Annotated in this window: 9 protein-coding genes and 1 pseudogene; all 10 read left to right on the top strand. The window is 66.3% G+C overall.

The features are described 5' to 3' along the window. A partial coding sequence (locus tag PMI38_RS00515) for a 3-hydroxyacyl-CoA dehydrogenase family protein (protein WP_008089314.1) occupies nucleotides 1-724 on the top strand: 724 nt, incomplete at its 5' end. A gap of 28 nt (nucleotides 725-752) precedes the next feature. Next, a complete protein-coding gene (locus PMI38_RS00510; protein WP_008089312.1) occupies nucleotides 753-1952 on the top strand; it encodes a 3-oxoadipyl-CoA thiolase in 1200 nt (399 codons plus the stop codon). A 9-nt stretch (nucleotides 1953-1961) separates the two neighbouring features. Further along, nucleotides 1962-3734, top strand: coding sequence for an acyl-CoA dehydrogenase C-terminal domain-containing protein (locus PMI38_RS00505; RefSeq protein WP_008089310.1), 1773 nt, complete (start codon nucleotides 1962-1964; stop codon nucleotides 3732-3734). A 22-nt stretch (nucleotides 3735-3756) separates the two neighbouring features. Further along, nucleotides 3757-4788 carry an AraC family transcriptional regulator gene (locus PMI38_RS00500; protein WP_008089308.1) on the top strand — a complete coding sequence of 344 codons (1032 nt, stop codon included), beginning with the start codon at nucleotides 3757-3759 and terminating at the stop codon, nucleotides 4786-4788. Nucleotides 4789-4905: 117 nt separating this feature from the next. Then, nucleotides 4906-5961, top strand: coding sequence for a 3-keto-5-aminohexanoate cleavage protein (locus PMI38_RS00495; RefSeq protein ID WP_008089306.1), 1056 nt, complete (start codon nucleotides 4906-4908; stop codon nucleotides 5959-5961). A 72-nt stretch (nucleotides 5962-6033) separates the two neighbouring features. Beyond that, nucleotides 6034-6855, top strand: a complete 822-nt coding sequence (locus tag PMI38_RS00490) for an SDR family NAD(P)-dependent oxidoreductase (RefSeq protein WP_008089304.1) — start codon at nucleotides 6034-6036, stop codon at nucleotides 6853-6855. A gap of 24 nt (nucleotides 6856-6879) precedes the next feature. Next, complete coding sequence (locus PMI38_RS00485; protein WP_008089302.1) at nucleotides 6880-7620, top strand: carboxymuconolactone decarboxylase family protein; 741 nt, start codon at nucleotides 6880-6882, stop codon at nucleotides 7618-7620. Between the two features lie 56 nt (nucleotides 7621-7676). Then, nucleotides 7677-9017: an MFS transporter gene (locus PMI38_RS00480; RefSeq protein ID WP_008089300.1), complete on the top strand. Its 1341-nt coding sequence runs from the start codon at nucleotides 7677-7679 to the stop codon at nucleotides 9015-9017. Nucleotides 9018-9106: 89 nt separating this feature from the next. Further along, nucleotides 9107-10939: pseudogene (locus PMI38_RS00475) on the top strand (DUF1302 domain-containing protein). Next, nucleotides 10939-12288: a DUF1329 domain-containing protein gene (locus PMI38_RS00470; RefSeq protein WP_008089294.1), complete on the top strand. Its 1350-nt coding sequence runs from the start codon at nucleotides 10939-10941 to the stop codon at nucleotides 12286-12288. Before PMI38_RS00475 ends, PMI38_RS00470 begins: the two are co-directional and overlap by 1 nt. The last annotated feature ends 104 nt before the right edge of the window (nucleotides 12289-12392 follow it).

Genomic DNA, 12392 nt, shown 5'->3' with positions numbered 1-12392 from the left:
CCCCCGCCAGCGGCTGGCCGCCGGTTTGCTTGGGCGCAAGACCGGGCAGGGTTTCTACCGCTATCTGGAAGGCGTGCAGCAAGTGCCCGCAGAGCCACCGGCGCCCTGTGTGGCGCTGCCGCCGGTATGGGTCAGTGCTTCGCGCCCTGAAGCGCGCGAAGCTGTGCTGGCGCTGCTCGAACGCCTGGGGGCAACCGTCGAACAGGGCGCGCGCCCCAGCGCCGAGGCCCTGTGCCTGGTGTTGCCCCTGGGCCAGGATGCGACCTGCGCCGCCCTTGCCGAAGGCCTCGACCCGGTGCGCTGCGTCGCCCTCGACACGCTGCTGCCGCTGGATCGGCGCCGTGTGCTGATGACCACCCCGGTCACCGCCGCCGGCTGGCGTGACGCCGCCCATGCCTTGCTGGCCAGTGACGGCACGCCGGTCAGCGTGATCCGCGACAGCGCCGGTTTCGTCGCGCAGCGGGTGCTGGCGCAGGTCATCAACATCGCGTGCGACATGGCCCAGCAGGGCGTGGCCAGTGCCACCGACATCGACAACGCCATCCGCCTGGGCCTCGGCTACCCCATGGGGCCGCTGACCTGGGGCGATGCGCTGGGGGCAGGGCAGGTGCTGCAGATCCTCGACCAGCTTCACCGTTATTACCGCGACCCGCGCTACCGCCCCAGCCCCTGGTTGATGCGCCGTGCTCATCTGGGCCTGTCACTGCTGGCCCCTGACAGCTGAAACCGATCACTGAGAAGGAACACGTCAAATGCTCGAAGCCTATATCTACGACGGCCTGCGCACGCCGTTCGGCCGCCACGGCGGTAGCCTGGCCACGGTACGTCCCGACGACCTGGTCGCCCAACTGATGAGCGCGCTGGTGCAACGCTCGGCCTTCGCCGCCGAGCAGATCGAGGACGTGATCCTCGGTTGCACCAACCAGGCAGGCGAAGACAGCCGCAACGTCGCGCGCAATGCCCTGCTGGCGGCCGGGCTGCCGGAAAGCGTGCCGGGGCAGACGGTCAACCGCCTCTGCGCCAGCGGCCTGGCCGCCGTGCTCGATGCGGCCCGCGCCGTCACCTGTGGCGAAGGTGAGCTGTACCTGGCCGGTGGCGTGGAAAGCATGAGCCGCGCACCCTTTGTGCTGGGCAAGAGCGAGACCGCCTACAGCCGCGAGGCAAAACTGTTCGACAGCACCCTCGGCGCGCGCTTTCCCAACCCGCAGGTGGCTACCCGCTGCGGCGAGCACAGCATGCCGGAAACCGCCGACAACGTGGCACATGACTACGGCATCGACCGCGAAGCCGCCGATGCCTTTGCCCTGGCCTCGCAGCAACGCTACGCCGCCGCCCTGGCCGATGGCTTCTTCGCCGGCGAACTGCTGACGGTGCAGGCACCGGCCGGGCGCAAGGGCACGCTCAGCGTGGCGGACGACGAGCATCCGCGCCCGCAGGCCACCGCCCAGGACCTGGCGCGGCTCAAGCCGCTGTTCAGCGATGGCGTGGTGACGGCCGGCAATGCCTCGGGCATCAACGACGGTGCCGCCGCGCTGCTGATCGGCAGCCGCGCCCTGGGCGAGCGGCACGGTGTGCGCCCGCGGGCGCGCATCCTCGCCGGCGCCGCCAGCGGCGTGGCCCCGCGGGTCATGGGCATCGGCCCGGCCTACGCGATTCCCAAGGCCCTGGCCCGTGCCGGGTTGAGCCTGGCGGACATGGACCTGATCGAGATCAACGAAGCCTTCGCCGCCCAGGTGCTGGGTTGCCTGAAGCTGCTTGGCCTTGCGGCCGACGACCCGCGGGTCAACCCCAACGGCGGCGCCATCGCCCTCGGCCATCCGCTGGGCGCGTCCGGTGCGCGGCTGGCGCTGACGGCGGTGCGCGAACTTGAACGGCGCGGCGGCCGCTATGCGGTAGTCAGCCTGTGCATCGGCGTCGGCCAGGGCCTGGCCGTTGTCATCGAACGACTCTGAGGAAAGACCATGATCCGTTATGACGCCCCCCTGCGGGATATGCGTTTCGTGCTCGATGAACTGCTGCACGTCGAAGATTATGCCGACCTGCCGGGTTTCGCCGACGCACCGCCCGATGTGATGGCCGCCATCCTCGAAGAGGCCGGCAAGCTGGCCAGCGGCATCCTGGCCCCGCTCAATGCCGTCGGCGACCAGCACGGCTGCACCCTGGCCGATGGCGAAGTCACCACCGCGCCCGGTTTTCGCGAGGCTTATCGGCAGTATGCCGAGGCCGGCTGGACGGGCCTGACCGCTTCCCCCGAATACGGCGGCCAGGGGCTGTCCCATGTACTGGGCATCGCCGTGCGCGAGATCATGACCAGCGCCAACCTGGCCTTCTCGATGTTCGCCGGGTTGACCCACGGCGCGGCCAACGCCATTGCCAGCGGCGGCACGCTGCAACAGAAGGCGCTGTTCCTGCCACCGATGATCGAGGGCCGCTGGACCGGCACCATGAACCTGACCGAGCCGCACTGCGGCACCGACCTGGGCCTGCTGCGCAGTCGCGCAGAACCCTTGGCCGACGGCAGTTTCCGCATCACCGGCACGAAGATCTTCATTTCCGCCGGTGACCACGACCTGGCCGAGAACATCATCCACCTGGTGCTCGCCCGCCTGCCGGACGCGCCGCCGGGGGTGAAGGGCATCAGCCTGTTCATCGTGCCGAAGTTCCTGGTCAATGCCGATGGCTCCCTGGGCCCACGCAATGCCGTGCGCTGCGGATCGCTCGAAGAGAAGATGGGCATTCACGGCAACCCCACCTGCGTGATGAACTACGACGGCGCCACCGGCTACCTGGTCGGCCAGCCGCACCAGGGCCTGCGGGTGATGTTCGTGATGATGAACAGTGCGCGGCTGGCAGTCGGGGTGCAGGGCCTGAGCCTGGCCTCGGTGGCCTACCAGAATGCCGTGCGCTATGCCCGCGAGCGTCTGCAAGGGCGCGCACCGGGTGGCGCAGGGGGGGCCGAGCAACCCGCCGACCCGATCATCCTGCACCCGGACGTGCAGCGCATGCTGCTCACCCAGCGCGCCTTCGTCGAAGGGGGCAGGGCGCTGACGTACTGGGCCGGGCTGCAGGTCGACCTTTCGCACCGGCACCCGGACCCGGGCGTGCGCGAAGCGGCCGCCGACCTGCTCGGGCTGCTCACACCGATGATCAAGGCCTATTGCACCGACAAGGCCGTGGCGTGCACGAGCCTTGCAATGCAGTGCTTTGGCGGGCATGGCTACATTCGTGAATGGGGCATGGAGCAGTTGCTGCGCGATGCGCGCATCACGCCGCTCTATGAAGGCACCAACGGTGTCCAGGCCATGGACCTGGCGGCGCGCAAGCTCAAGCTCGATGACGGGCGGGCGATCAAGCGGTTCATCGAACGGGTCAGCACGTTCTGTGACGCCCATGGCGAGGAGTTGGCCGACGTGCGCCGCTTGCGCCTGGCCTTGGCCGACCTGGTCGCGGCCGTCGACTACCTGGGTGGCGCCGATGCCACGGCAACGGCTGCGGGCGCGGTCGATTTCCTGCACCTGACGGCCCTGGTCGCCTTCGGCCTGCAATGGGCGCACATGGCCCTGGTCGCTGACCGGCAGCTGGCACGGGGTACGACGGAAACCGCCTTCTACCAGGCCAAGCGCACCACCGCGCGGTTCTTCTTCGAGCGTATACTGCCGGACACGGCTATCCACCTGCAGCGCATCGGTCACGGCGCTGACACCCTCAGGGCATTCGAGCCCGACCAGTACTGACAGCCGCCGAGGAGGTCCGGCGATGAAACGAGCGAGCCCACGGATTGCAGATAAATCCATCCCCGTGGGGGCGCTGGTTTCATTGCCGGCGGTACTCCAGGACCATGGCGTCGATCCCTGGCCGTTGCTGGGCGAATTCGGCATCCACCCCGAATCCTTCAAGCAGCACCTCAGCCCGCTACCGGTACTGACCCACGGCCGCATCCTCGAAGCGGCGGCGGCCGCCTCCGGTTGCGATCATCTCGGGCTGCTGCTCGGCCAGCGCGCCAACCTGCAGAACGCGGGGCCCCTGCGCTTTCTGGTGCTCAACGCCTCGACGGTGCGCGCGGCCATGGAAAGCCTGATCCGCTATTGCGGGCTGTGGTATCGCGGCCTGCACCTGAACCTTGTCGAAGAACGTGGCTATGCCGGGCTGCGCTTGTCCATCGTCGGCAACGTGCCCGGCAGCGAACAGCTGCTGACGGCGTACCTGGCCGCCATCGTCACCATCATGCAATTGGTCGTCGGCAAGGCCTGGCGGCCGGCGCTGGTGCGCATCACCTACCGCAAGCCGCCCTCGGCGGCGCTGTACGAACAGTGCTTCCGCTGCCCGGTGTGGTTCGGCCAATCGCAGCACGAGGTGCTGTTCCCCCAGGCCCTGCTCGACACGCCACGCAGTGGCCACGATCAACAGCTGGACGACTTCCTGCGCAGCCACCTGAACGAGCTGCAGGGGCGTGAAGGCCCTGACCTGCCGAGCCGGGTGCGCCAGGTCATCGAGGCGTTGTTGTTGCAGGGCGAATGCTCGGTGGAACGGGTGGCGGAATTCTTCGCGGTGCATCGCTTCACCCTGTACCGCTACCTGAGCGAGCACCACACCAGCTTCGAAGTGCTGCTTGAACAGACCCGCAAAGACATGGCGGCGCGCCTTTTGATCGACCCGCAGCTACCCATTGCCGAGGTCGCCAGCCGCCTTGGCTACGACACCCAGGGCAACTTCAGCCGTGCCTTCAAGCGCTGGTTTGCGTGCACGCCGCGCGACTGGCGCAAGGCCGGCGCGAAAGTGCCGAAATGATAAAACCCTGTGACGAAGTGATAAAAATCGTCACCGCGAAGCCAGTAACTTCTTCCCTATGCGAGCTGCTGTGCGCTCATTCGTTCACATAACGATAAATAGAACGGAGAAGTAACGATGCATTTCCTCGATGACAGTCTGTTCCCGGAAAACCAGGAAAAACTGGTGATTCAGGTAGCCCCTTACGGTCCGCAATGGACCCCGGCCTGCTCGGACGACATTCCGGTGAGCATGGACGACCAGATCCAGAAAGCGATCGACTGCTACAACGCCGGCGCCACCGTGCTGCACGTCCATGTTCGCGAGGAGGACGGCAAGGGCTCCAAGCGCCTGAGCAAGTTCAACGAAATGCTCGGCCTGCTGCGCCAGGCCGTGCCGGACATGGTCCTGCAAGTCGGCGGCTCGATTTCCTTCGCCCCGGAAAGCGAGGGCCAGTCCGCCACCTGGCTGGACTACGACACCCGGCACATGCTGGCCGAGCTTTCGCCCAAGCCCGACCAGGTGACCATCGCCATCAACACCAGCCAGATGAACATCTGCGAGCTGCTGACCGCCGATGACACCGCCGGCACCATCCTTGAGCAGCCAGCCTACTTCAATGCCTACCAGGAGATGGTCTCCGACGCGCGCCCCTCGTTCTTCATCGAGCACCTCAAGCGCCTGCAGGCCGCCGGCATCCAGCCGCACTTCATGCTGGGCCACGTGCACCAGCTGGAAACCGTCGAGCGCCTGATCCGCAAGGGCCTGTACACCGGCCCCTTGATCCTCAACTACGTGGCCATCGGCGGCGGCGCGGCGGGCCTGGACCCGTCCGACATGATCGAGTTCGTCAAGCGCACGCCACCGGGCGCGGTGCTGTCGATGGAAAGCGCCATGCGCGCGGTGCTGCCGATGAACGCCATGGCCATCGCCATGGGCCTGCATGTGCGGGTCGGCATCGAAGACACCCTGTGGGGCCGCAAGGGCGAGCGCATGGGCTCGGTGCAGCAGATCGAGCAGACCGTGCGCCTGGCCCGCGAGTTGGGCCGCGAGATCGCCACCGGCAAGGAAGCGCGCGAGATCTACAAGATCGGCCAGAGCTATTCCAGCACCGACGAAACCCTCGCCCAGCTGGGCATGGCGCCGAACCGCAAGCCGGGCCAGCGCGGTTTCACCGTGCCAGGGCAGTTCTGAGCCACGGCCTGTGACGTGGGTGGCCGTGCCAGCGCCGGTCACCCGACTCCAATTGCATTAGAGGCGTGAAGCATGAGTCTGGAAAACAAAGTCGTCCTGGTCACCGGCGTGGGGCCGGGCCTGGGCAAAGCGTGTGCCGTGGCGTTCGCCCAGGCACGGGCGAAGGTGGTGATCTGCGATGTCAGCGAACAGTCCCTGGATGAAGCGGCACAAGCCGTTCGGGCAGCGGGCGCCGAATGCCTGGCCGTGCGCTGCGATGTGTCCTCCAGCCGCGAAGTCGACGGGATGTTCGAGCAGATCGTCGCGCAGTTCGGCACCTTGCATGTGCTGGTGAACAACGCGGCGCTGACCCCCAACCGCGAAGTCGACACCCTGCGACGCAATGCGCTTTATCGCTACATGTCCAGCCCCGAGCCACGTCGCTCGCTGGGCTTCACAAGCCAGATCAGCGATGAGGAATGGCACCGCTACTGGGGTGTGAATGTGCACGGCATGTTCTATTGCACCCGCGCCGCCCTGAGGCTGATGGAGCCGCAGCGCGAGGGCCGCATCGTCAACATCGCCTCGATTGCCGGCCTGTCCAGCAAGAGCGCCCACAGCCCGCACTACTGCGCGACCAAGGGGGCGGTGATCGCCTTCACCAAGTCGGTGGCCTACGAGGTGGCGGGCGCCAACATCTTCGTCAACGCCATGGCCCCGGGCGGGGTCGCCACGCCGGCCTTCAACGGCTACCTGGACGCCATCGGCGAGGAGGCGCGCAACCGCCTGTGGCAGGGCGTTCCGCTGGGGCGCTTCGGCAGCGTCGAGGAATACGCCGGCACCGTGCTGTACCTGGCTGGCGAGCACTACCTGGTCGGCCAGGTGCTGAGCCCCAATGGCGGCAGTGTGATCTGAACCTCTTACGAATCGAGAACGACAATGAGCGAGACCCCGAACTTCAACGCCCTGCGCGCGGCCGGCCTGATCGATGAGGGCCTGGATCGCCTGGCCGAATGGGACGCCCCCTGGACCGAGCGCTTCATGGTGCTGGCCCAGCAGAGCCAGGTCAACGATACCCTCGACCCCAAGCTGGTAGCGCTGATCCGCCTGAACATCGACGTCACCGCCACTCACCTGTATGCCCCGGGCGTGCGCCGCCATGTGCGCGACGCACTGCGCCTGGGCGCCAGCCGGGCAGAGATCCTGGAAGTGTTCAAACTGGCCAGCGTGGTCGGCATCCATGCCTGCGCCCTCGGTGTGCCGTTGCTCGCCGAGGCGCTGGCCGAGGCGGGTATCGAGGACCTGCCGGTCACCCCAGGGCCGACGCCGGTGTGCGACGCGGTGCGTGCCAACGGCATGTTCAACCCGCTGTGGGAAACCCTCTACCAGTGGGATCCGGCCTACCTGGAGAAATTCCTCGCCATGAGCTTTGGCCTGTGGAAGGACGGCATTCTGCCGCCACTGTGGATCGAGTTGCTGTGCATCGCCGGCGATGCCGCCATCACCCACCTCTATGGCCACGGCACGCGACGGCACATCGAAGCGGCGCTGGCCTTGGGCGCGACCCGCGAGCAGGTGCTGGAAGTGCTGAAGATCGTCAGCCTGCAAGGCATCGAAGCCTGCGAGCTGGGCGTGCCGATGCTCGACGAGGCACTCAAGGCCCAGGCGGCCGGGCGCTGAAGCGGATCGATAACAACAAGAACATGCCATGAGCGCCCGTCGCCAGAGGAAAGACCATGAACAGCGTGTATGAACCCGGCCGGCCACTGCTGGCCGATGCCGGCACTGATGAAGTGCAGCGTACTTATCGCAGGATCACCTGGCGCCTGCTGCCGTTCCTGTTCCTTGCCTACATGATCAACTCGATCGACCGGATCAACATCTCCTTCGCCAAGCTGCGCATGGCCGAAGACCTGGCGCTGTCCGACGCCGCCTATGGGCTGGGCGCGGCGGCCTTCTTCGTCGGCTACCTGCTGTTCGAGGTGCCCAGCAACCTGTACATGCAACGGGTAGGGGCGCGCCTGACCATCATGCGCATCATGGTGCTGTGGGGGCTGGTGACCATCGGCACCAGCCTGGTCGGTTCCGCCACCGGGCTGTACATCGCGCGCTTTTTGCTGGGGGTTGCCGAGGCCGGGTTCTTCCCCGGGGTGATTCTGTACCTCACCTACTGGTTTCCGGCTTCGCGCCGGGGCCGGATCACCTCGGTGTTCATCATGGCGGGGATCTTCGCCGGGATCGTCAGCGGGCCGCTGGCGGGCTGGATCATGACCCATTTCCATGGTTGGGCCGGGCTGCGCGACTGGCAGGCGCTGTTCGTTCTGGAAGGCGTGCCGGCGGTGCTGCTGGGGCTGTTCGCCTGGTTCTGGCTGGACGACAAGCCGCACGGGGTCAGCTGGCTCAGTGCGCGTGAAAAAGCCATCGTCCAGGCTCAGCTGGCCAGTGAACATGCTGCTGGCGGCGGCTCCCACGCTTCGTTCCGCCACCTGCTGCGCGACCCGCGGGTGCTGATGGCCGGGCTGGTGTTCTTCTGCATCTATTCGGGCACCAACACCGTGGCCTACTGGATGCCCACCCTGATCCAGAGCCTGGGCCTGACCGACCTTGGCCGTATCGGCCTGGTCAGCAGCCTGCCGTACTGCATCGCCCTGGTGGCCATGTACCTGCTCGGGCGCAGTTCGGACAAGCACCTGGAGCGCCGCTGGCACCTGGCGCTGACCATGTTCACCGGCGCCGCCTGCTTCCTGCTGCTGGGGCTGTTCCAGGGCAACCTGCCGCTGTCGCTGGCGTTCATGAGCCTGGGCGCCGCCGCCTGCCTGTCGGCCGTGCCGTTGTTCTGGACCATTCCGCCGGCCTACCTCAGCGGCCCGCTGGCGGCAGGCGGTATCGCCCTGATCAGCACCCTGGGCGGCATCGCCGCGATGATCGCACCGGTGCTGGTGGGGGCGGTCAAGACCCGCACCGGCAGCCTGTTCGTGGCCTTCGACGTGATTGCCGGACTGCTGGTGCTCGGCGCCCTGGTCCTGCTGCTGGGCATCCCCGCAAGACTGCTGCGCGAGCGCGGCAAACCCGACTGACACGCCACACACCGCACACCGCTTCACTGGGGCCCCTCGGCCCCGGGACGGGCGCGCTTCACCATTAAAAACAACAAAAGGTGACTTGCATGTCGAGCAGTACAGCCATTTCCCTCGCCCGGGCCGGGCATTTCGCGCCCAGCCTGCTGGCCGCTGGCGTTGCGCTGGCGAGCCTGGCCAGCCCTGCGGTCCACGCGGCGACCTTTGCCGTGGGCGAGGACTGGTCATTGACCACCAACACCACCCTGAGCCTGGGCTCGAACTGGGCCCTGCGCAATGCCGACCCGGACCTGGTCTAGGCCCCGGATGCGCTCAGCATCGGCAAGCCCGGCAGCGGCATCGACACCAACGGTGACGACGGGCGGCTGAACTTCAGCAAGCACGATGCGATTTCCCAGGTGTTCAAGGGCCTGACCGAGTTCGACCTCAACGACGGCGGTCAGGGCGCGTTCGTGCGCTTCAAGTACTGGTACGACCATGCCCTGGAAACCGGCGACGGTGATTTCAAGCCCTTCGACGACAGCGGTTGGCCGGACATGGCGCGCTTCCAGGGCTTCGAAACCCTCGATGCCTATGTGTGGAAGGAGTTTCAGCTGGCCGGCAAACCGCTGAACGTGAAGTTCGGCAAGCAGGTGCTGACCTGGGGCGAGGCGTTGTTCTTCCAGAACGGCATCAACGCCATCAACCCGCTGGACGTGTCGGCCTTCAACCGTCCGGGGGTGGAGCTCAAGGAAGGGCAGCTGCCGGTGGAAATGCTGTCGTTCAACTTCGGCCTGAGCGACACACTGAGCCTTGAGGGCTTCTACCAGTTCAACTTCCGCGCCTCGGTGCTGGACGGTTGCGGTACGTTCTTCCAGGCCGCCGATTTCGCGCCGGAAGGGTGCGGGCCGATCATCGCCGCCGTCAGCGGCGACCGCACCACCGCCAACGCCCTGCGCACCGGCACCTTCATTCCGCGCGGGCAGACCGACTGGGCCAGCGACACCGGCCAGTATGGCCTTGCCCTGCGCAAGGTGCTGGAAGGGCTGAACGATGCGGAACTGGGCATCTATTACGCCAACTATCACAGCCGTTTCTCGTCATTCAATGGCAGCGCCGTGAGCCAGGCGGGTTTGGCCAATTTCAAGACGGCCAGCTACAACTCGGTCTACCCCGAGGACATCCGCTTGTATGGCGTCAGCCTCAGCGGCGTGATCGCCGGTGCAGCGGTGTTCGGCGAGCTCAGCTACCGGCCGAACCAGCCGCTGGGCTTCAACGGCAATGACCTGGTGCAGTACCTGTTGCGCAGCCCCAACACACCGTTCACAGCGCCTGGGGTGGCGCCTGCGTTCGGCGCGCCGATCGAAGGGTACAAGCGCATGCCGGTGTACCAGTTCTCCCTGGGGATCACCGACAGCATTCCCAACCTGCTCGGTGCGCAGCGTTTTGCCTGGGCCGCGGAGGGGGCGGTCAACCATATCGCCGACCTCGGCGACGAGCGTTTCGGTCGCAGCGGCGCCTATGGGCGCAGCGAGCTCAGCACCGGCGCATTCGACCCGGCACGGCCGGCAACGGCTTGCATCACCCCAGGTACCGCCAACCTCACCAGCGGGCAGATCCTTTCGCTCAACGAGCAGAACTGCAACGCCAACCGGGGCTTCTTCAACGACTGGTCCTGGGGCTACCGCCTGCGCGGTGCCCTGAGCTACGAGGGCGTGCTGCCGTCGACGGTGATCACCCCGAGCATCAATTTCCGCCATGACGTGAACGGATATGGCCCCAACTTCCAGGAAGGTCAGAAGGCCGTCGGCCTTTCCCTGCTGTTCGAGTACCGCAACGACTATTCGTTGGAGTTTGCCTACAACGATTTCTTTGGCTCGAACGATTTCACCACCCTCGACGATCGTGACTTCGCGTCGGTCAACCTAAAGGTGAGCTTCTGATGCAAAACACCCTGAAAAAACTGCCCCTGGCGTTGCTGCTTCTGGCAATCGCGCAGGCACCGGCCTTCGCCAAGCAAACCGATGCCGGCAAGCTCGACGGCCCGCTCAACCCCATGGGCGGCGAACGCGCCGCCAGTGCCGATGGCAGCATTCCGGCCTGGGACGGCGGGCTTAAGCCCGGCAGCCTGTCGGCCTCGCCCAACGGCGACTACGCCGACCCGTTCGCCGCGCAGCCGCCGCTGATGGTCATCACCCAGGCCAACGCGGCTCAATACCAGGCGCTGCTGACCCCGGGCCAGGCGGCGATGCTCAAGCGCTATCCCAATTACCGGCTGAACGTCTATCCGACCCAGCGCACCGCGCGGATGCCGGACGCCATCAATCAGGCGACCCGGGCCAACGTCGGCGCGGTCACCCTGGCAGACCAGGGCTACGGCCTGAACGGCTACAGCGCGGGGGTGCCGTTCCCGCTGCCGACCGAGCCGCTGGAAATCGTCTGGAACCACCTGGCGCGCTATGTCGGCAATTCGCTGGAGCGCGAGATGGCCTCGGCCACGGTGGAAGCCAACGGCACCTCGACCCTGGTCACCTATGCCCAGTCGGTGCACTGGCGCAACGCCCTGAGCGACCTGCAGCCCGATGAGAACGTGCTGTACTACAGCCTGATCCGTGCCCTGAGCCCGTCGCGGGTGGCGGGCGAGATCACCCTGGTGCACGACCCGATCAACCAGGTGGCCGCCGTGCGCGATGCCTGGCAATACGTTCCAGGCCAGCGCCGGGTACGCCGGGCGCCGACCGTGGCGTATGACTCCAGTGCCCGCTACAGCTACGGCCAGTTGACCAGCGATGGTGTCGGCGGCTTCAACGGTGCGCCGGACCGCTACGAGTGGAAGCTGCTGGGCAAGCAGGAGCGGCTGATCCCTTACAACAGCTACAAGTTGGCGAGCAAGTCGCTGAAGTACGCCGACTTCCTCAAGGCTGGCTTCATCGACCCGCAGTACGTGCGCTACGAGAAGCACCGCGTCTGGGTGCTGGAGGCGACCCTCAAGCCTGGCGCACGGCATATCTATGGCAAGCGGCGCTTCTACATCGACGAGGACACCTGGCAGATCGCCGGCTCGGAAATGTATGACAGCCGTGGCGAGCTGTGGCGCGTCTACGAGAACTACCCCATGCAACTGCCGGACGTCGATGCCCCGTTCCCGGCCATGGATGCCACCTACGACCTGATCTCCGGTCGCTACACCACCAATTTCATGACCAACGAGTACCAGAAGAAGATGGTGTTCAACCTCACGGCCAGCAAGGACTTCTACAGCCCGGGCGCTTTGCGGCGCTACGGCAAGTAAGCCTTCAAGCAACCCCGCATACATCGGCGTCACCCTCTTTCCGCTGCTTCGGCAGCGGTTTTTTTTGCCTGCGCAAAACCCCAAAGCCCGCGCGCTCCCACAGG

This window comes from Pseudomonas sp. GM84, from assembly GCF_000282535.1.
GTDB lineage: Bacteria > Pseudomonadota > Gammaproteobacteria > Pseudomonadales > Pseudomonadaceae > Aquipseudomonas.
Note: the sequence above shows the minus strand (reverse complement) of the source record. Positions and strands in the feature narration are given on the sequence as shown.